General features: G+C 61.5%; 19 protein-coding genes. 11 read left to right on the forward strand and 8 right to left on the reverse strand.

Annotated elements, in window-relative coordinates; genetic code table 11:
* Positions 1 to 97: 97 nt before the first annotated feature.
* Both FQ320_RS06165 and FQ320_RS06170 read right to left on the reverse strand, forming a co-directional pair.
* Complete coding sequence (locus FQ320_RS06165) at positions 98 to 2,179, reverse strand: enoyl-CoA hydratase-related protein (RefSeq protein WP_148470795.1); 2,082 nt, start codon at positions 2,177 to 2,179, stop codon at positions 98 to 100.
* Positions 2,176 to 3,243, reverse strand: coding sequence for a phosphotransferase family protein (locus FQ320_RS06170; protein ID WP_222861576.1), 1,068 nt, complete (start codon positions 3,241 to 3,243; stop codon positions 2,176 to 2,178). Before FQ320_RS06170 ends, FQ320_RS06165 begins: the two co-directional genes overlap by 4 nt.
* A gap of 74 nt (positions 3,244 to 3,317) precedes the next feature.
* Here FQ320_RS06170 and FQ320_RS06175 point away from each other — a divergent pair, with 74 nt between their 5' ends.
* Positions 3,318 to 4,544 (forward strand): acyl-CoA dehydrogenase family protein, encoded by a 1,227-nt coding sequence (locus tag FQ320_RS06175; protein ID WP_370513025.1) that lies wholly within the window; start codon positions 3,318 to 3,320, stop codon positions 4,542 to 4,544.
* 18 nt (positions 4,545 to 4,562) lie between these two features.
* On the opposite strand, the gene FQ320_RS25550 is transcribed toward FQ320_RS06175, so the two are convergent.
* The gene (locus tag FQ320_RS25550) at positions 4,563 to 4,730 is read right to left on the reverse strand and encodes a hypothetical protein (protein WP_187393791.1); all 168 of its coding nucleotides are present in this window, start codon (positions 4,728 to 4,730) and stop codon (positions 4,563 to 4,565) included.
* Positions 4,731 to 5,016: 286 nt separating this feature from the next.
* Between FQ320_RS25550 and FQ320_RS06180 the strand changes: the two genes are divergently transcribed.
* Genes FQ320_RS06180 through FQ320_RS06195 form a run of 4 tightly spaced genes read left to right on the forward strand, consistent with a single transcriptional unit; the run spans position 5,017 to position 7,150 of the window.
* Complete coding sequence (locus tag FQ320_RS06180) at positions 5,017 to 5,877, forward strand: MBL fold metallo-hydrolase (RefSeq protein WP_148470797.1); 861 nt, start codon at positions 5,017 to 5,019, stop codon at positions 5,875 to 5,877.
* A gap of 5 nt (positions 5,878 to 5,882) precedes the next feature.
* A complete protein-coding gene (locus FQ320_RS06185) occupies positions 5,883 to 6,296 on the forward strand; it encodes a YeeE/YedE family protein (RefSeq protein ID WP_148470799.1) in 414 nt (137 codons plus the stop codon).
* Positions 6,293 to 6,721: a DUF6691 family protein gene (locus FQ320_RS06190; RefSeq protein WP_148470801.1), complete on the forward strand. Its 429-nt coding sequence runs from the start codon at positions 6,293 to 6,295 to the stop codon at positions 6,719 to 6,721. The genes FQ320_RS06185 and FQ320_RS06190 overlap by 4 nt, the downstream gene beginning before the upstream one ends.
* 3 nt (positions 6,722 to 6,724) lie before the next feature.
* The gene (locus tag FQ320_RS06195) at positions 6,725 to 7,150 is read left to right on the forward strand and encodes a TIGR01244 family sulfur transferase (protein WP_148470803.1); all 426 of its coding nucleotides are present in this window, start codon (positions 6,725 to 6,727) and stop codon (positions 7,148 to 7,150) included.
* Positions 7,151 to 7,248: 98 nt separating this feature from the next.
* Here FQ320_RS06195 and FQ320_RS06200 read toward each other — a convergent pair whose 3' ends face one another.
* The 5 genes from FQ320_RS06200 to FQ320_RS06220 form a co-directional block, all read right to left on the reverse strand.
* Positions 7,249 to 8,154 (reverse strand): FliM/FliN family flagellar motor switch protein, encoded by a 906-nt coding sequence (locus FQ320_RS06200; protein WP_148470805.1) that lies wholly within the window; start codon positions 8,152 to 8,154, stop codon positions 7,249 to 7,251.
* A 158-nt stretch (positions 8,155 to 8,312) separates the two neighbouring features.
* Positions 8,313 to 11,048: an ATP-binding protein gene (locus FQ320_RS06205; RefSeq protein ID WP_148470807.1), complete on the reverse strand. Its 2,736-nt coding sequence runs from the start codon at positions 11,046 to 11,048 to the stop codon at positions 8,313 to 8,315.
* Positions 11,048 to 11,374, reverse strand: a complete 327-nt coding sequence (locus FQ320_RS06210; protein ID WP_370513026.1) for a hypothetical protein — start codon at positions 11,372 to 11,374, stop codon at positions 11,048 to 11,050. Before FQ320_RS06210 ends, FQ320_RS06205 begins: the two co-directional genes overlap by 1 nt.
* Positions 11,375 to 11,746 (reverse strand): response regulator transcription factor, encoded by a 372-nt coding sequence (locus FQ320_RS06215; RefSeq protein ID WP_148470809.1) that lies wholly within the window; start codon positions 11,744 to 11,746, stop codon positions 11,375 to 11,377. It abuts the gene before it with no gap.
* Positions 11,747 to 11,884: 138 nt separating this feature from the next.
* The gene (locus FQ320_RS06220; RefSeq protein ID WP_255509407.1) at positions 11,885 to 13,171 is read right to left on the reverse strand and encodes a short-chain fatty acyl-CoA regulator family protein; all 1,287 of its coding nucleotides are present in this window, start codon (positions 13,169 to 13,171) and stop codon (positions 11,885 to 11,887) included.
* Between the two features lie 223 nt (positions 13,172 to 13,394).
* Between FQ320_RS06220 and FQ320_RS06225 the strand changes: the two genes are divergently transcribed.
* The 6 genes from FQ320_RS06225 to acs all read left to right on the forward strand — a co-directional run bounded on the left by FQ320_RS06225 (position 13,395) and on the right by acs (position 20,650).
* On the forward strand, positions 13,395 to 14,771 hold the full coding sequence (locus FQ320_RS06225) for a substrate-binding protein (protein ID WP_148470813.1): 1,377 nt from the start codon (positions 13,395 to 13,397) through the stop codon (positions 14,769 to 14,771).
* An 84-nt stretch (positions 14,772 to 14,855) separates the two neighbouring features.
* Positions 14,856 to 15,887: a branched-chain amino acid ABC transporter permease gene (locus tag FQ320_RS06230; RefSeq protein WP_148470815.1), complete on the forward strand. Its 1,032-nt coding sequence runs from the start codon at positions 14,856 to 14,858 to the stop codon at positions 15,885 to 15,887.
* Positions 15,888 to 15,891: 4 nt separating this feature from the next.
* On the forward strand, positions 15,892 to 17,088 hold the full coding sequence (locus FQ320_RS06235; protein WP_148470817.1) for a branched-chain amino acid ABC transporter permease: 1,197 nt from the start codon (positions 15,892 to 15,894) through the stop codon (positions 17,086 to 17,088).
* Positions 17,089 to 17,099: 11 nt separating this feature from the next.
* A complete protein-coding gene (locus FQ320_RS06240) occupies positions 17,100 to 17,858 on the forward strand; it encodes an ABC transporter ATP-binding protein (RefSeq protein WP_148470819.1) in 759 nt (252 codons plus the stop codon).
* A 77-nt stretch (positions 17,859 to 17,935) separates the two neighbouring features.
* Positions 17,936 to 18,685 (forward strand): ABC transporter ATP-binding protein, encoded by a 750-nt coding sequence (locus FQ320_RS06245; RefSeq protein ID WP_148470820.1) that lies wholly within the window; start codon positions 17,936 to 17,938, stop codon positions 18,683 to 18,685.
* 15 nt (positions 18,686 to 18,700) lie between these two features.
* A complete protein-coding gene (acs, locus tag FQ320_RS06250) occupies positions 18,701 to 20,650 on the forward strand; it encodes an acetate--CoA ligase (protein WP_148470822.1) in 1,950 nt (649 codons plus the stop codon).
* Positions 20,651 to 20,694 lie beyond the last annotated feature (44 nt).

Raw genomic sequence — 20,694 nt, forward strand, 5'->3', positions numbered from 1 at the left:
TGGCGGGTCAATAGAACGCGACTGGCCAGTCACTGACCTGACGCTGGCCCATCAACGGCCTGACGCTGGCCCGCCACCGGCGGGTCGGGCTGCTTTCTCAGTCTGCCATCTCTGCCATATCGCAAAATCCCCGCCCGTTCTTGATCAACTCATCAAACAGCGGCGACAGGTCGCCACCTGTGTCCAACAAGGCCAGATCGTGCCCGATCCGAACCAATCCATGCAGATCGGCGGCGATCATCGGCCCGCCCCGCCACCGTGGAAACCCAAGGGCATGCACCGCAGCCACATCGACGTCACCGGGATGCAACACCGCGCCGGACTCGATCATTTTGGCCCCCGCATTGGCCAAAGCCGCGGCGCAGATATCGGCAATTTTCCCCGCTCGCAACCGCAGCGGCGCCATGTCGCAATCCTCGGCCAGGGCGAGCATCAGCGCCCGCGCCTCGTCGGATTCCGAAAGCGGACCTTCGCCGGAGTCTGCTTCCTCACCGGCCAAACCACCGGCCCGATCACTGGCCCAGAGATACAGCCCCTCACCCACAGCACGCCCGGTCAGACCGCTGTCGGCCAGCGCGTCCAGCAGAGCAACCTCGGGCGTAGTGGCCACGCCCTGCCCCGCCACCCGGCGCCGATGGTTCAACACCCGGTCGATCCCCCGCCGGTCAAGCGTTTCGCAGGGCGGCATCCGAAATCCGTAGCCGGTCAGCTCGGTGTCGATGTCACCCGCACGGCAGCCACCGATCAGCAGGGTTTCGATCGTGCGCTCAAGCACTTCGGACAATGCATGGGCCACACGTCCCGGGCGATCCTGCGCCAGAATGACCCGACGGCCCAGCCGCCGAACCAACGCCAGTGCCGCCGCCGCCGTGTCGGGCGTTGCGTCCTTGGACAGCACCAGCTCGACCAGCGCGCCGGTGTGCCCCGGCCCGACCACATGCAGCCCCGCCATGTCGCCCGCACGCCCCGCCGCAGTCACAAGCGGTGCCAGAGGTACGGTATCGCCATCGGCCAGCAACAGCGCACCGGGGCGCGCCAACAGACCGATGGCCGCCCAGGTTTCGCTCCGCACCTCTGGGCTGTCGGCGCCCGCTTCCCACACTGCATCGACCTCTGAAAGATCGTCGAACGCCGCATCCGGCACGATCCGCATCAGGCGTCTGTCGCGCTCTTCTGCGCCCAGCGTGCCGCGCGCCACGGCGTCGTCATAAAGGCTCAGCAATCGCTCAAGCACTGCGGCCTGTCCGGCAGGATCAAGTTCGATCAGCAGCACCTCAAGCCCGGCGTCAAGACAGCTAAGCGCCAGTTCCCCCGCCCGGTCAGTACCACCCAGAATCGCAATCCGCGCCAATGCACCGGCCCGCCCGCCCGCCGCCTGCGGCACCTGCCAAGCCTGAGCCTCGGCCCGGGCCAGATGGCGCAACGCGCGGCTGGCCGGGGTGGCGGCGCAATCCGCATAGGCGGCGCGCTCCATCTCCAGACCTGTCGTCATCGGCAACAGCATCGCGCCCTCGACACAGGTGACGATCTTTTCAGAGGCCAGCAGAGGCGAGCCTTCAATCGACGCACGCGCCTTTTTCACCGCCGTCATATATCCTGCGGGATCGGCCAGCCCCTCGATCCGGTTTGCGGTCGGACGCCGGGAAAGCGGTTGCGTCGCCAGCCGCATCGCGGCTTCGATCCCATCGGCTGCGGGGTCATCCAGCAGGCCGTTCATCGGTGGCACCGCCTGCCCGTCCAGCGAAAGCGACAGCGTCGCGGCACCGCCGACCAGCCGCGGCAACCGTTGGGTCGCACCGCCCGATGGCGGCAGGCCCAGACGGACGCCGGGCATCCCGACCCGCACCCCAACCGATGCCGTGCGATAATGACAGGCCAATGCCAGGTCGAGCCCGTCGCCCAGAACCGCACCCGTCAGTACCGCGATCACAGGTTTCCGTGACGTCTCGATCATTTCGCAAAGTTCGGCCAAGGTCGGAGATGTCTGCTCTGCGGTGGTTCCGGCGCAGAAATCCGGGCCCGAGGCCGCCAGAACCACAACCCGCACATCACCGTTCGCAATCGCCTGCGTCATGGCCTGCGCCAAGCCGGCACGCAGCGCACCATCAAGCGCGTTCAGCGGCGGATTGGCAAAGGTGATCACCGCCACATCGCCGTCAATCGCGGTTTCGATCCTCATGTCTCTGTCCCTTCGCGCGTCAACCGCGCCGCCATTTCCGCCAGAACCGGGATCGACCCGGCATATTTCATCGCTGCCGCCGGGTTCGACGCATTGCCGCCCCGCGCCCGCGCCACAACACCTTCCAGAATGGCCGCCAGCCGGTAAAAGGAAAAGGCCAGAAAGAAGGTCCAGTCGCCAATCACCGCAATCCCGCGTCTTGCGCAATAGGCGGCGACATAATCCGCCTCATCCGGCAATCCCAGCGCGGCACGGTCCAGACCGCCCAGCCCGCGCATTCCCTGGGGTCCACCGTCATATGGCAAACGCCATTGCATGCACTGATAGGCGAGATCGGCCAGCGGGTGACCCAGAGTGCTCAACTCCCAGTCCAGCAACCCCAGAATGCGCGATCCGCCGGACTCAAAGATCATGTTATCAAGCCGGAAATCCCCATGGACGATGGCCGTCTGTCCGTCATCGCCGGGCATATGATCTGCCAGCCAGCGCGCCAGATAGATCATATCCGCCAGCGGCGTGTCCGCCGTCGCCAGATATTGCCGCGTCCAGCGGTCGGTCTGGCGGGCAAAGTAACTTCCGGGTTTACCGAAATCGGCCAGACCCACGGCAACCGGATCGACCGAATGCAGCGCCGCCAGCACCGCGTTCATCCCGTCATACACCACCGCCCTTGTCTCGTGCGCCAGTTCGGGCAGTGCCGGATCCCAGAAGATCCGCCCGTCCAGATGCTCCATCACGAAAAAGGCCCGGCCCAGTGGCGAGTCATCGTCGCGCGCCAGCAGAACCACTTTCGGCACCGGCACACCGCTGCCCTCCAGCGCCTGCATCACGGCGAATTCACGTTCGACCATATGCGCGGAGGGGAGTAATGTTCCGGGCGGCTTGCACCGCAGCACGACGCGGCGCGTACCGGTGACCAGATATGTCGGATTCGATTGCCCACCGGAAAACTTGTCGATCCGCGTGACAACGCCCAGCCCGGGCACATGGGCGCCCAGCCAGTCCTTCAGCGTGGAGATGTCATCGGCCTGCCCCAAAGTCATGGCGCAATTTGTATCTACCATGGGCCGTCACGCAATCCCTTGATTGAACCGGTCCGCTTTCCTTGACAGAGTGGTGCAAACGAAAGGCGCCCGACATGACCATGTCCCTAGGTCCATCCGACCGCCTGCTGCCGCTGCTTGACCGGGTCCGCACGATGATCCGCGATGAAATTGCGCCGCAGGACGCCGATTTTCTGTCCGAGGTTCCAAAAGGCAACCGCTGGCGGTTTACCCCGCTTCAGACCCGAATTCTGGAGGGGTTGAAGGAACGCGCCCGCGAACAGGGGCTGTGGAACCTGTGGTCCCGCGACGATGGACCGGAATTGAACACTGTCGAATATGCCTATCTTGCGGAAGAGATGGGCAAATCCCACCTTGCCGCCGAGGTTTTCAACTGCAACGCCCCTGACACCGGCAACATGGAGGTATTGGGCCGCCACGGGACACCGCAGATGAAAGACCGCTGGCTGACGCCGCTGCTGAACGGCAAAATTCGATCCGCCTATCTAATGACCGAACCCGATGTGGCCAGTTCCGATGCCACCAATATCGCCATGTCTTGCGTCGCCGATGGTGACGATTTCGTGCTTAACGGCGAAAAATGGTGGGCGACGGGCGCCGGCGATCCGCGCTGTGCGGTCTATATCGTGATGGTCCGCACCGACGGCGATGATGCGCCAAAACATGCGCGCCACTCGATGATCGTGGTCGACTCCGCCACTCCGGGGATCGAAAAGCTGCGCGCAATGACTGTCTTCGGCCATGACGACGCGCCGCACGGGCATTTTCACATCCAGTTCGCCAATGTGCGGGTGCCGCGCGAAAATCTTTTGCTGGGGGTTGGGCGGGGGTTCGAAATCGCTCAGGCGCGTCTCGGGCCGGGGCGGATTCACCACTGTATGCGCGCCATCGGTCAGGCGGAAAAAGCATTGGAGCTGATGTGTCAACGGTCTCTGTCACGCACCGCTTTCGGTAAGCCGCTGGCACACCTTGGGGCGAATTTCGACCATATCGCTGATGCCCGGATGGAGATTGAACAGGCGCGGCTGCTTTGCCTCAAGACCGCATGGATGATGGACCGGGGCGATGCCCGCGCCGCTGCACCGTGGATATCGCAGATCAAGGTGGTCGCGCCGCAGATCGCGCTGAAAATCACCGATCAGGCGATCCAGATGTTCGGAGCGGAAGGGATAAGTCAGGACACGCCGCTGGCCCGTCAGTGGTGCAATCTGCGCACGCTCAGATTGGCCGATGGCCCGGACGCCGTGCATCGCCGACAGGTCGCCCGGGCAGAACTGCGAAAATATGCGCCGCCGGAATAATAGGGGTCACGGCCGAAGTCATTCATCGCGCTTGGAGGCGGGAGCAGGATAATCCTTCTCTTCCAGAACTAGCTTGATCCGGGTCACATTCCGCCGAATCTTGCTGTTAGACTCATTCACCGGCGCAGTTCCGGGACGGTGAACAACCGGTTCATCGTCGTTTTTTGTCATCATGCCACGAAGCATTGTCAACATCCCCCCAACCGCGTGAGAGCAGACACTAGCACGCGTTTCGCCATAGGGTTGTGTCATAAGACATACTATCCAAACTTTCTCTGCTTGGCCTGACGCTGGCAGCGGCGTCGGTTCCATGGGTCAAACCGGCTCGCGGCACAGGTTGCCCGGGACAGATTGTGCGATTGAATCCGGGCTATCCGCGCTATCCATGCTTATGTCTGTGTGAGGTTCGGTCTAAATTGCAAACCGCCCGTCCCGGGCCTAGACACGGCCCAACAAGCGATAGGAACCCACCATGACCCCCGACGTCACTGCGTTTTTTGACGAGGCAACCAACACCATCTCCTATGTCATCCGAGACCCTGCTGGAACAGCGGCAGCTGTGATCGACTCGGTTCTTGACTTTGACCATGCATCGGGGCGCACCGACACCGCGTCAGCCGACCGGATCGTCACCTTTGTTCAGGATGCGGGGCTGGATGTTCAGTGGATCCTCGAAACCCATGTCCATGCCGACCATCTGTCCGCCGCGCCCTATCTTCAACAACGACTGGGCGGCAAGATCGGCATCGGCGACCAGATCACCTTGGTGCAGGACACATTCGGCAAGGTGTTCAACGAAGGCAGTGAGTTTCAGCGTGACGGATCGCAGTTCGACGCCCTGTTCAAGGATGGTGACAGCTTTCACATCGGACAAATGCGCGGCGATGTCATGCACACGCCGGGGCACACGCCCGCCTGCCTGACCTATGTGATCTCGGATGCGGCATTTGTCGGTGACACCCTGTTCATGCCCGATTTTGGCACGGCGCGCTGCGATTTCCCAGGCGGCTCGGCGCAGGACCTGTACGATTCGATCCAGCGCATCCTGACCCTGCCCGACAAAACGCGGATTTTCGTCTGTCACGATTACAAGGCGCCGGGGCGCGACAGCTTTGCATGGGAAACCACCGTGGCCGAAGCAAAAGCGAAGAACGTTCATATAGCTGGCAAGACGGGCGAAGAATTCGTGCGGATGCGCAATGAACGCGACGCCAAACTGTCGATGCCGAAACTGATCGTGCCGTCGCTTCAGGTCAACATGCGCGCAGGCCACATGCCAGAGCCCGACGCCCAGGGCGACGTCTTTCTGAAACTGCCAATCAACAAGTTGTAAACATTATGGAAACAAGCTGGATTTATGGGTTGATCGGCGGATTGATGATCGGCTGTGCCGGGGCCGTCTTCCTTTTGTTCAACGGCCGGATCATGGGCGCGTCGGGCATCTTCGGCGGTCTGATCGACGGATCGGCGGGGGGGCGCGCGCCGGAATACGCGGCGTTTCTGCTGGGACTTGTCGCCCTGCCCGCACTGATCGGAGTGCCCGACACCCACCTGACAGACAATTGGACAGTGCTGATCGCCGCCGGGTTTTTGGTGGGGCTGGGAACGCGCATCGCCAACGGCTGCACCTCGGGGCACGGGGTCTGCGGCATCTCGCGCCTGTCGCCGCGCGGCATCATCGCGACGCTGCTCTATGTCGGCGCGGGTGTGGCATCGGTGGCGTTGTTCCGGCACGGATTGGGTGTGGTATGACGCGGCTGTTGATTGCCTTGGTGGCCGGGGCGCTGTTCGGCGTGGGGCTGGTCGTGTCGGGAATGACCGACACCGCGCGTGTGCGCGGTTTTCTCGACGTCGCGGGCGCATGGGATCCGACGCTGATTTTCGTGATGGGCGGTGCGATTTTGCCCATGGCAGGCGCCTGGGCTTTTGCGCGCGGTCGCCGGCCCAGATTGGGCGGTGACTTTCCCACCCGCCCCGATCCCGGGATTGATCTGCGTCTGGCGGCCGGATCGGTGATGTTCGGCATCGGCTGGGGGCTGTCGGGCCTCTGTCCCGGTCCGGCACTTGCCGCGATGTCGGCCAACGGCGCCGGAGGGGTTGTTTTCCTCGCCGCCATGGCGTTCGGTATGTGGGCCGCCGTACCGGTGCGCCGACACGCCGACTCCGCAAAAGGATGACACATGCAGATTAACACCCTGACCCCCGAATATTCGGTTGCGGGCCAGATTTCGCCGGACGATGTCGCGGCGGCGAAACAGGCCGGGTTTACCGCGATCATCTGCAACAGACCGGACGAAGAAATCGGGCCGGGAGAGAACGCCGAGACGATTCGTGCGGCGGCTGAGGCAGCGGGCCTGTCCTTCACCTATAACCCGGTCTCGAACGGTGGACTGACTCCGCAGAACGTCACGCTGCAGGGTGATGCGATCGCTTCGGCCACCGGCCCGGTGCTGGCCTATTGCCGCTCGGGCATGCGGTCGTCCGTGGTCTGGACGATGAGTCAGTCGGGCAAGATGCCGACAGACGACTTGATCGCCGCCGCAGCCGCAGGTGGATACGACCTGTCGGGCCTGCGCCACCAAATCGAGGCTGCAGCCCGCGGTTGAACCCGCTGTCAGTGGCCCGAGACGCGCGACGCTCTGGGTTCGCATGGGTGTGAATGCCCTGCCAATTGGCCTGCAACAGCGCGGGCACGTCGCGTTCTTCATTCCCCGGCCTCGGGGAGAGGCAGTGCGGCAGGCGGAGGTTCGGGCATTCCGTCAAGGAGTATCGCTTTCATCCCTGATTTCTGGCCGAGCCGCCCCTGCGCAATCACCGTCCCGGTGCAGGTGCTCAAGGCCACATGCCCAAGGGCGGTTGCAGGGACCGGCACAAGATCGCCCTTGGACAGACGGGTGATAACCTCGATCGGCAGTTGCAGCCGGATCAGTACCGCCTGCAAGGTCGCCGTGGCCCCCATCAGATTATGTTCCAGCTGTGCATTCCATTCCGGCCCGGTGTCCGTCGTATCAGCCTTGGGCGGCAGTGCACGAGGCAGGATCAGGCGCAGTCGGCCACGCCGCTCGCCGGCGCCAAGAACCAGTATAAATTCGCTCAGCAGGTGGGGTTCATCGGGCAGCGCCAGCATCACTGTGCGACCGTCCGTCAGCATCGTGGCATAGCGCAGACCGAAACAGAGATCAGCCCCGGCAACACCCTGACCGTGGGTTTCAAACAGGGTCAGCACGCGGTCCAGCGGATTGGCAATCATCGCGCCATCGGTCGGCGTCGGCGTGCGTGGCTGCGCCGGGCGGGCCAGAATCCGGCCCATGGTCTGTGCTTCCAACAGCCCGGCCATCATTTGCACGTCAAACAGCGCCACGCCAAACCCGTTCGGGCCTTCCAGAAGGATGGCAAGATCGCCGGTATCCATCAGCGCGCCCATATCAATCGGCTCGACGTCCCGTCCCGACAGGCTGTCCAGTGTCACGGCCAGCCCGGCCGCGCCTGACAACCCGTGCACCAGCGCCAGACGCCATGCCCGTTCCAAGGTCATCGCCCCGATGGGCGCAGGTGCCGCCGCAGATGCCACCTTACGCCGAATTGTTGAGGACCGCGCGCCCTGCGTCATAGATGCCGACCTTCTGACTGCATAGGCCGGTTGTGGACCAGCAAAGTTACCAAATCCTGAATTTGCCGCCAAATGTGTTCACGGGGTTCAACTCAAACCCGGATCACTCCACGCGCCATCTCGTAGATGCCTGAACCAGCGTTCAGACGCGCCGGGGATCAGGCCAAATCCGCAACGCCCTGATCCCCGGCCACCTGTCGCAAACGCCGCGGCAACGCCACGCGAAACGCCGCCCCGCCCTGCCCGGGCACATAGGTGATCTGCCCGCCAAGACGGATCATGATTTCGCGACAGATCGCGAGACCCAAGCCCGCCCCATCCACCGAGCGGGTATTGGCAAGACGCAAGAATTTCTCGAAGATCACCGGCTGATTTCCCTGAGAAATACCACTGCCGTTGTCGATGAAATCCACGCTCAGCCGATCCTCACTGCCGCGCAGGATGATCCGCAGCACCGGAGAATCGGCATCGCAATATTTCTGCGCGTTCGAGATAAGGTTGATGAACACCTGCGCCAGACGGTCGGGGTCGGTGAAGATCACGAACCGCTCGTCGCCGGGCGCACGGTCAATCCGCAATCCGTTGACAGTGCCGACGGCCCTGACGGTATCGTTCGCCGTTGCCAACACCGCGCGATCGATCACATCCCCGACCACCACAAGGCTCTCGTTCAGCGTCACCCGACCACTTTCCAACGTACCCAGATCCAGCAGTTCGTCCAGCAAACGCGTCAGTCGCCGGGCCTCTTCGTGGATAATCGTCGAAAACCGGGCACGCGTTTCGGAGTCCAGATCCGCCCCATCGCGCAGGATTTCGGAAAACGCGCGGATTGATGTCATCGGCGTGCGCAACTCGTGGCTGATCTGGCTGAGAAACGAATCTTTCTGGATCGACAGCGCGGTCAGCTTTTCGTTCGCCTCGCGCAGCTGGCGCGCGGTGCGGCCCAGTTCTTCTGATTTCGCTTCAAGCTGACTGGAGTACTCCATGATCTGCGCGGTTTCATCCGCGACCTGCATCAATTCCTCGACCGAAACAGCCCTGCCGCCGGTGATCTGGCCGAGCATCGCATGGGCGGTGGCAGCCCCCACCGATCCGGACAGTTCACGCTCCAACCGCTCAAGAAATTCCGGCGTGGGATCAGGCAGATAACCCTTTTTTCCCTGTCGCGCGGCCGCTGCCTGAAACAGCGCCTGTGCCTCGGCGGCGCCCAGGATCCGCTGTGACATCATCAGCAGATCCTCAGGCTCGACCCCCGCAGGCGCCCAGCCCCGCGCGCCCGCCGAGTGGCGAAAGATGTTGACGAATTCGGCGCCCTGCAACCGTTCAAGCGGACCGGGAAAGCCGAGCAGCGACACCGTGATAAAAACCAGCGTGTTTAGCCCAATGGACCACAGGGTCGCATGCACCACCGGATCGATCCCGGATATGCCGAACAGGGCTTGCGGGCGCAGCCAGCCAAGTCCGAACGGCCCTTCAGCCAGAACCGTGGCGCTGATCACCGCGCCAGTACCGAAACCGGGAAGCAACAGTGTCCAGGCCCAGATGGCGAACCCCACGATAAGCCCGCTGGCCGCCCCGGCCCGGGTGCCGCCGCGCCAGTATATCGCGCCCAACAACGCCGGCAAAACTTGCGCGATCCCCGCAAAAGCGATCAGCCCGATGGCGGCCAGCGCCGTGCCACCGCCCTGCGCGCGATAGTAAATATAGCCGAGCGCGAGAACCCCGACGATTGAAATCCGCCGCGCCCGCAAAACAACGCTGCGCACGTCGCCCGACATCGTCGCACCGCCCTTGCGCGATGACAGCCAGATTGGCATCACGATATGATTGCTGACCATCGTCGACAGCGCGATTGATGCGACAATCACCATCGATGTGGCCGAGGAAAACCCGCCAAGGAACGACAGCATCGCCAACCCCTCGCGGTCAAAGAACAGCGGCACGGTCAGAACGAACAGATCGGGGTCGGCATCGCCGGGCAGCATCGCCAGCCCGACAACGGCGATGGGCACGACAAACAGGCTCATCGCGAACATATATAGCGGAAACGCCCAGGCGGCGGTGGCCAAATGGCCTTCGTCGGAATTCTCGACAACCAAAACGTGAAACATCCTTGGCAGACAGACAAAGGCCGCCGCCGACAGAAAGGTCAGCGTGACCCAGCGCCCATGCTCCATCCGCCAATCGGCGATCGGGCTGGTTTCGATCATCTCGTAAACCCCGGTCGGGCCACCCGCCACGCCCCAAACCACGAACACCCCCACCGCCAGCAGCGCGACCAGTTTGACCACCGCCTCGACCGCGATGGCCGTGACGACGCCGTGATGGCGTTCATTCACGTCAAGGTTGCGGGTGCCGAACAGGATGGTGAACACTGCCAATCCCGCCGCCACCCAAAGCGCAGTGGAATTCAGCGCGCCCGAACGGTCCAGCCCATTGGGTGTGTCGGGTGCAAAGACCGAGAACGACAGGGTCACCGACTGCAATTGCAGCGCGATATAGGGCGTAGTGCCGATCACCGCCAGCAGGGTCACCAACACGCCCAGCAGGTTCGACTTGCCATAGCGCGAGGATATCAGGTCGGCGATGCTGGTGATGCGCTGGGTGCGGGCGATCCTGACCAGTTTGCGCAGCAGCGCCCACCACCCCACCATCACCAGCGTCGGACCCAGATAGATCGTTACAAATTCCAGCCCCGAGCGCGCCGCATAGCCAACCGCGCCATAAAACGTCCAGGCGGTGCAATAGATCGACAGCGACAGGGTATAGACGAGAGGCGAGCGCAGGATGCCCAACCGCCCGCGCTCGGCACGCTTTTCGGCCACAAAAGCGACGGTGAACAGAAATATGACGTAAATTCCACAGGCCAGCGCCAGAACATTGAACGACAGCATCAGGAATCCTGCCCGGAATCCATCGGATCCCGGTGCGGTGCCTCGTTGCGGGTCAAACCGCGCGACATCACAGCGGCACCAAGGATCAGAGCGGTCCAGACTGCGAAAAGATAGATACCGCCCGCTGCAGTGCCCGGGCCGGCTCCGTCTTCGGCAAACCACAGGACCGGCGACAGAAACAGCGCCGCACCCAGCAGCGGCAGAAGACGCGCCGCATCTGCAAGGCGGCGGCGGCGATAACTGCGGCGTTCCAGAAACAACGGCTCAATGGTTTGCCTGCCGGACACACGCGGCGGTACCTGCGGATGCTGATCGCGGAACGGCATTTAATCTGCCCCGGCCAGAGCCTGAACGCAGGCCAATACCTCGGCATTGGAAAACGGTTTTGTCATGAATCGGTCAGCGCCCAGCCTTTCGGCCAGATCGCGGTCTTTCTGCTGGCCGCGGGCGGTCAGCATCAGGACGGGAATTTCGGCCGTTGCGGCATCGGCCCTGAGATCGCGCAGGATGTCGAACCCAGAACGGTTGGGCAACATCGCGTCCAGAATGATCACATCGGGCCGCCGACGGGCCACCTGTGACAGCGCGGTTGCGCCGTCGGAGTGGGTGTCGACCGCCCAGCCCTCACGGGTCAGTATATAGCGTACTGCCTCAATTATATTGGGCTCGTCCTCGATCAGCAGGATTCGTCTGACCACCCTTCCCCCCCCGAGATCGATGATGCGACCGGCCTTTCGGCGCTGGCTTAGTCAACTATGCACCCCGCTCCCGGCTTGTGTCAAAGGGTGGCGGACATTTCGATCCGCACAGAGTCATGCGGGCAGACCGGGGCACAGTCAGCCAAGACCGGTATCGGCCAGAATCGATGGTTCACGCCGGGCCGGACAAGCGTTGCGCGGACAGATGCGGCAATACGGACCAACACCAAGCGCCGGACCGGGGGTGTCGTCGGGCAGGACAAGCATGGCCGCCGTGGTCACCGGCGGGCGATCGAATCCACCCGTCAGATCTGGAACGGACACCGCGAAGGTGGCAAAGCACTGCGCGTCCCGTCCGGGCGGCGCAATGCGCTGACGGATCGGGGTCATCGGACGCGACAGCGCCGTGTAAAGCGGCCAGAGCGGGCAGGTGACGCCGGGATGCGGCATCGCCAGTCCCTCAATCGGCTTGCGCAGGGTCAACGCGCCCGAACCGTCACAGACCGCCAGCCCGACGGGGCGGCCTGCCACGCCTTCCGGCAGGCTGGCCAGACGCCGAAACAGGCACAGCAGATCACCGCCCGCCAAGGCGATCAGCGCCCCGGGATCAAAGGCAGTGTCGCCGTCACAGGCGGCAAGACCTGCCCGCAGCCCAGCCAGCGGCAGCGTTTCGGCGTCTCGCTGGTATTGCGCCACATGGGCCCGGGCCAAGGCCAGCGCACCTGACGAAAGTCCCGGAGGCAATTCAGGGTCGCCGCCGGTCTCGGCCTCGCAGAGGTGCCAGTCTCGGGTGCACAGCCACGCCTCAAGTTCCTCCTGCGGCGATGCCAACCCGCGTTCCAAACCATCCCCGGTTTCAAGATACCCGACCAAACCTTTGGCGCTGTCGGCCAGACGCTGGCTGTCCTCGTGCAGGTTGCGCAGGAACCGCGCCTGCCAGTCCGGTTCGATCCCCGGGTCGTCGACAAGGATGCCACTGGCCGAATGGATCGCCGTCACGCTGGACAAGATGTCATGCAGCGCGGCGGACAGCCACGGGTCGTTGGCGAGCCGATCGCTCAGGTTGTCGACCGCCCTTTCAAGCCCGATGATGCGCCGGTCCTGCGCGATCATCAGCGCGGCCCAATCGGGAAACTTTGTCGCCAGATCCTCGGCGCTGGCCGGATCGGCTGTCGCCCCCCGGCTTCGCGCCGCAACATCGCGCAATCCACCGGTCAGTGGCGCAAACGCCGCGCCGGTCAGCACCTGAACGTCGGTGTCCAGTTCACGCGCCAGATCTGCCATCCGCTTACCCGCGATCGGACGGCGGTTGTGTTCGATCAGGTTCAGATAGGCCGCTGAAATTCCGATGCGCCGGGACAGTTCGACCTGCCGCAATCCCAGATCAATGCGCCGCGCGCGGATCCGGCTGCCGATTGGTGCCATATCTTCCAAGCGAGAAAACCTTTCGCATCAGCCATTACCACTCCGAAATATCAATTTATTTACAGATTTTCACTCAATCCTGTCAAGTTTTTTACATATCTTGCCCGGTACCCGAGTGCTGAGTTGAGTGGATTTCCACCTTGGAACACTCTGCCAGTAGTCCTGACAAAGGGACGGTCCGGGGGCCAGAACCCACGGACACCTGACGCAACGGGAGGTTTTCATGACACGATCGAACTTTACACGCCGCGGGCTGCTGCGCACCGGGGCCGCAACCGGCGCCGGGCTTGCCCTGCCCACCATCTTTACCGGCTCCGCGTGGTCGGCCGCACATTCTGGCTATACCAACGCGCCCGAGGGCGGCACCGTCACGCTGGGGTTCAACGTGCCCCAGACCGGCGCCTATGCCGATGAGGGCGCGGACGAGCTGCGCGCCTTCCAACTGGCGGTCGAGCACCTGAATGGTGAAGGCGACGGCGGGATGCTGCAGACGTTCTCGGAAAAAAATCTGGACGGCACCGGCATCCTTGGCAAAAAAGTGGAGTTCGTCACCGGCGACACAGCCACCAACACCGATACCGCGCGTTCTTCGGCCCGTTCGATGATCGAGAAGGACGGCGTGATCATGATTTCTGGCGGTTCGTCCTCGGGCGTTGCCGTCGGGGTTCAGGCGCTGTGTCAGGAGGCCGGCCTGATCTTCATGGCCGGACTGACCCACTCGAACGACACCACCGGCAAGGACCGCCGCGCCAATGGCTTCCGGCACTTCTTCAACACCGAAATGTCGGGCCGCGCGCTGGCTCCGATCCTTGAGGCCAACTATGGCAAGGACCGCAAAGCATACCACCTGACCGCCGATTATACCTGGGGCTGGAGCCAGGAAAAGTCCATGCGCACCTATACCGAGGCGATGGGTTGGGAGACCGTCAACACGGTGCTTACTCCGGTCGGCGCGGGCGATTTTTCATCCTACATCACCCCCGTCGCGCAATCGGGCGCGGATGTGCTGATCCTGAACCACTACGGCGGGGACATGGTGAATTCGCTGACCCAGGCGGTGCAGTTCGGGCTGAAGGATATGCAGGCCAACGGCAAGGATTTCACCATCGTCGTGCCGCTGTATTCCGAATTGATGGCCCGCGGTGCGGGTGCCAACATCAAGGGTATTTTCGGTTCGCAAAACTGGGACTGGAAGTTGGAGAACGAAAAGGGCGACCGTTACAAGGGCACCAACGCCTTTGTTCAGTCGTTCGGCACCAAATACGGCTTTCCACCATCGCAGGCGGCCCAGACCTGCTATGTTCAGGCGCTGCTTTACGCCGATGCGGTCACCCGGGGCAAATCGTTCAACCCCTGTTCCGTGGCCGAGGCGCTGGAAGGGTTCGAATTCGACGGGATGGGCAATGGTCCCACCCTGTACCGCGCCGACGATCACCAGTGCTTCAAGGATGTCGTCGTGGTGAAGGGCAAGGAAGAGCCCGAGAACGAATTCGATCTGGTCGAAATTGTCGACATCACGCCGCGCGATACGGCGACCTATCCAGTCGACCATCCCGATTTTCAGGGCGGCTCTCTGGGCACGTGCAACCCGGGCGCCTGACATTCGCATCATGACAGGACCGCGCGCCGTTCTGGCGCGCGGTCCATCCTTCTGAAAATCATCAGAGCACCGGGGACATAACCCATGGAATCCTTCATCCTCCAGATCCTCAATGGACTGGACAAGGGCGCGGCCTATGCGTTGATCGCACTAGGCCTGACGCTGATTTTCGGCACGCTCGGGGTTGTCAATTTTGCCCATGGCGCGCTGTTCATGCTGGGCGCGTTCTGCGCGGTCACCCTGAACCGCCTGTTGCAGGTTTCACATGTGGTTCTCGACGAAACCAAGACCGATTTTCTGGGCAACCCCAGAAAGATCGAGGTGCCGTATATTCAGGACTGGCTGGGTGAAACCATGGGGGCAGCGATCATCGACTGGTCGGTGCCACTGTCGATCATCGTGACCATTCCGGTGATGATCCTGATTGGTGTGATCATGGAGCGGGGGCTGATCAAGCATTTCTATAAACGTCCCCATGCCGATCAGATTCTGGTGACCTTTGGTCTGGCCATCGTCTTGCAAGAGATCATCAAGGCGTTCTTCGGTGCCAATCCGATCCCTACGGCCGCGCCACAAATGTTTGCCGGATCTTTCGATTTCGGAGTTCTTCTGGGGTTCGATCCCTTCACCGTCTTCTATCCGTACTGGCGGTTGATCTACTTCATGTTCTCGATGATCGTCATCGGCGCCGTCTTTGCCTTTTTGCAATTCACCACCTTCGGCATGGTTGTCCGGGCAGGTATGGCGGATCGTGAGACAGTCGGGTTGCTGGGCATCAACATCGACCGCAAATTCACGATCATGTTCGGCATCGCCGCCGCCGTCGCCGGTCTGGCCGGGGTGATGTATACCCCGATTGTTTCACCGAATTATCATATGGGAATGGATTTTCTCGTGCTGTCCTTCGTCGTCGTCGTGGTGGGCGGCATGGGGTCGCTGCCGGGGGCGGTACTGGCCGGTTTCCTGCTGGGAATCCTGCAAAGTTTCGCCTCGATGAGCGTGGTGATTGAGGCAATCCCGGGGATCAATCAGGTCATTATCTATCTGGTGGCGATGGTTATTCTGCTCGTTCGGCCACGCGGGCTGATGGGGCGCAAAGGCGTGATGGAGGACTAAACCAATGCTCGGACTGACCAAAAGAGACACGGCCCTGTTCGCGATTGTCGTCGCCATGGTGGTTTTCGCGCCTTTCATCCTGAACCCGTTTCCCGCCGCATCGCCGATGGCACAGTTCAACGCGGGCTATCCCGATCTGATGCAAAGGTTCCTGATCTTCGGGATCTTCGCCATCGGGTTCAACATTCTGTTCGGACTGACCGGATATCTGTCGTTCGGTCACGCGGCGTTTCTTGGCACGGGGTCTTATGCCGGGGTCTGGATGTTCAAACTGTTGTCGATGAATGTCTTGCCGGCAATCGTGATCGCCGTCGTGGTGGCGGGGCTATTCTCGGTGCTGATCGGCTATATCTCGCTGCGCCGGTCGGGGATCTATTTCTCGATCCTGACGCTGGCCTTTGCGCAGATGTCCTATGCGCTGGCCTATTCGGTGCTGACGCCGATCACCAATGGCGAAACCGGGTTGCAGCTTTCGCTGAATGATCCGCGAATTCTGGACGGCGCTGCTGCGGCGGACGGATCTCTGCCGGTCCCCAATTTCTTTGGCATCGAGATGCGTTCGAGCACGGAGCTGTACTTTGGCGGATGGGAGTTTACCCTGAACGCCGGATACTATCTGTGCGCGGTATTCATGATCGCGGCGTTCTACGTATCGATCCGGATCTTCCGCTCGCCTTTCGGGATGATGCTGCGGGCGGTAAAATCGAACCAGCAGCGGATGAACTATACCGGGCTGAACTCGCGCCCCTATACGCTGGCAGCCTTTGTGATCTCGGGCATGTTCGCCGGGCTGGCGGGCGGGCTTTTGGTGGCAATGGATCCGCTGGCTGGCGCGGAACGGATGCAGTGGACACGATCCGGCGAAGTGGTACTGATGACGATCCTCGGGGGCATGGGCACGCTGATCGGACCGGTTCTTGGGGCCGGGTTGATCAAATATCTTGAGAACATTCTGTCCAAGATCAACGATTCCATCCTGCACCAGTGGTTTTCCCTGTTCCCCGACGGTCTCAGCGATTTTCTGGTGTTCATCGTCCATCCGTTCATCGGCAAGGGATGGAATCTGACGCTCGGCCTTGTCTTCATGCTCGTCGTGATCTTCCTGCCCGGCGGTCTGGTGCAGGGTGGACAGAAGATCGCCGCGCTGTTCCGTCGCCGAAAGCCCGATCAGCCCGTCTCTGTCAAGCATCCCGCCGAATAGGAGCCACACCCATGGGCATTCTCGAAGTCAACAACGTGAGCAAACGGTTCGGCGGGCTCAAAGCGCTGGACAACGTCAACCTCAACGTGATGGAAAACACCGTTCATGCCATCATTGGTCCAAACGGCGCGGGCAAGTCGACCCTGCTGAACTGTCTGATCGGCAAGCTGATGCCGGACACCGGATCGGTGATGTTCGACGGGCAATCCGTTCTGGGCCGCAAACCGCATGAGATCAACCAGATGGGCATTTCGCGGGTTTTCCAGACGCCGGAAATCTTTGGCGATCTGACAGTGTTTGAAAACGTGATGATCCCGATTTTCGCCAAACGCGACGGCGCATTCGCCCTGCACGCCTTTTCCCGGGTGCTGAACGACGCCGACATTGTCATGCGCACCGAAGCGATGTTGGAAGACGTCGACATGCAGGACAAACGGCACGCCAATGCCGCGTCCCTGTCGCGTGGTGACAAGCGTCGGTTGGAAATGGCCATGTGCCTGTCACAACAGCCAAAATTGCTGCTGCTGGACGAACCCACGGCAGGTATGGCCCGCGCCGACACCAATAATACCATCGACCTGCTGAAAGAAATCAAGGCGTCGCGTGACATCACAATGTGTATCATCGAGCATGATATGCATGTGGTATTTTCACTGGCCGAGCGGATCACCGTGCTGGCCCAGGGCACTCCCTTGGTCGAAGACACGCCCGAAAATATCAAAGGCCATCCCAAAGTGCGCGAAGCCTATTTGGGCGAAGCGCAGGTCTAGGGACCGAAATTCTCAATGAGAATTTCCACAAATTTCTCTGAGAGAAATTTAGCCCCGCCCGCAACAAGGAGCCGATCATGAACGCCCCGTTCAACAAACACGCCAACAACGCCGCCACCCATCCTGCCTTTCTATCGGTCTGGGATATCCACGCCTATTATGGCGAAAGCTATATCGTGCAGGGGGTCAGCTTTGATATTCGCGAGGGCGAGATACTGGCGCTTCTGGGGCGCAACGGCGCGGGCAAGACCAGCACATTGCGCACCATTGCACGGCTCGACAATCCCGCGCTGCGGAGCGGTGAAATCTGGCTGGACCACAAACCGCTGCACTTGATGAAATCCTATGAGGCTGCAACAAACGGAATCGCACTGGTCCCCGAAGATCGCCGCATCATCCCCGGCCTGACGGTCGAGGAAAATCTGAAACTGGCGCAGATCGCGCCGCCGATCGGTTGGTCGATCGAACGGGTGTACGAGCTGTTCCCTCGGCTGGGCGAACGACGCCGGCAAGAGGGCATCACCCTGTCGGGCGGCGAGCAGCAGATGCTGGCCATCGCCCGCGCCTTGTGCCGCGACATCAAAGTGTTACTGCTTGACGAACCCTATGAGGGTCTGGCCCCCGTCATCGTGCAGGAAATCGCCAAAACTCTTGCCATCATCCGTGATCAGGGGATCACCACGGTGATTGTCGAACAAAATGCAGTTGCGGCATTGAAACTCGCTGATCGGGCGGTGATCCTTGACACCGGTTCCGTGGTCTACGACGGTTCCGCGAAAGAGGTGCTGGACGACGAAAAGCTGCGCGCCGAATATCTTGCCATCTGAGACACGGGGACCACCATGATCGATTCAATTTATCCGCCGTCGGCCGAATTCGCCGCCAACGCCCATGCCGACCGCGCGACATACGATCGGATGTATGCCGAAAGCATCAAGGATCCGGATGCATTCTGGCGCGAACACGGCAAGAGGATCGACTGGATCAAGCCATTTAAAACGGTCAGTAATGTCAGCTTTGATCCAGGCAATGTCTCGATCCGCTGGTTCGAAGACGGCAGCCTGAACATTGCCGCCAACTGCATCGACCGGCATCTGGCCGAGCGCGGCGACAAGCCCGCGATCATCTGGGAGCCCGACAGCGCTGACGATGCGGCGCGCACGATCACCTATTCGCAGCTTCACTCCGAGGTCTGCAAATTCGCCAACGTGCTTAAAAAGCTCGGCGTGAAAAAGGGCGACCGGGTCGTTCTGTACTTACCAATGATCCCCGAAGCCGCCTTTGCCATGCTGGCCTGCGCGCGGATCGGCGCGATCCACTCCATTGTTTTTGCCGGATTTTCCCCGGATGCACTTGCGGCGCGTCTTTCAGGCTGCAACGCCAAAGTCTTGATTACTGCCGACGGTGCGCCGCGCGGCGGGCGGGTAACCAGCCTGAAGGACAACGTCAATCAGGCGATGATCAATGTCATTCACGACGTGAAGTGTCTGGTGGTGAAACACACCGGTCAGCAGATCGCATGGCGTCCAACGGGTGATCACTGGCTGCACGAAATGCAGGCCGATGTCAGCGAAGACTGCCCCCCGGAAGAAATGAACGCCGAAGATCCGCTGTTTATTCTTTATACCTCGGGGTCAACCGGGCAGCCCAAAGGCGTGGTGCACACGACCGGCGGCTATATTGTCTATGCCGCGATGACCCATCAATATACCTTCGACTATCACGATGGCGATGTGTTCTGGTGCACTGCGGATGTTGGCTGGGTGACCGGACACAGCTATATCGTCTATGGCCCACTGGCCAATGGTGCCACCACGCTGATGTTCGAGGGCGTTCCGACCTATCCCGACGCCGGGCGGTTCTGGAAGATTTGCGAAAAGCACAAGGTCGCGCAGTTCTATACTGCGCCCACGGCCATCCGTGCACTTATGGCCCATGGCAACGAGCCGGTGGAAAAATACGATCTCTCGTCGCTGAAACTGCTTGGAACCGTTGGCGAACCAATCAACCCCGAGGCCTGGAACTGGTACAACACCGTGGTCGGCAAGGGCAAATGCCCCATCGTGGACACTTGGTGGCAGACCGAAACCGGCGGTCATTTGCTGACCCCCCTGCCCGGGGCCATTCCGACAAAACCCGGCTCGGCCACCCTGCCCTTTTTTGGGATCGAGCCGGTGGTTCTTGACCCGACAACCGGTGCCGAACTCAAGGAAAGCCCGGCCGAAGGCGTGCTGTGTATCAAGAACAGCTGGCCAGGGCAGATGCGCACTGTCTATGGCGATCATGAGAGGTTCGAACAAACCTATTTCTCTGACTATAAAGGGTATTATTTCACTGGCGATGGCTGCAAACGCGACGCGGACGGATATTACTGGATCACCGGGCGTGTCGATGACGTGATCAACGTCAGCGGGCACCGCATGGGCACAGCCGAGGTGGAATCCGCCCTTGTTGCCCACGAAGCCGTGGCCGAGGCTGCTGTCGTGGGCTACGCGCACAAGATCAAGGGACAGGGCATCTATGCCTATGTTACCCTGATGAATGGGATCGAACCCACGGACGAGTTGCGCAAGACGCTGGAAAATTTTGTGCGCAAGGAAATCGGCCCGATTGCCAAACCCGACCTGCTGCAATGGGCGCCGGGCCTGCCGAAAACCCGGTCAGGCAAGATCATGCGTCGTATCCTGCGCAAGATCGCCGAGAACGATCACAACGCTCTGGGCGATATTTCGACCCTTGCCGATCCGGGAGTCGTCGAAGATCTGATCGAAAATCGCATGAACCGGGACTAGCAGCCCCGGCGCTGGCAGACCCCAGATCGTCCTTCGCGGTGACG

The sequence above is a fragment of the Oceaniovalibus sp. ACAM 378 genome, assembly GCF_008085915.1.
Lineage (GTDB): Bacteria > Pseudomonadota > Alphaproteobacteria > Rhodobacterales > Rhodobacteraceae > Oceaniglobus.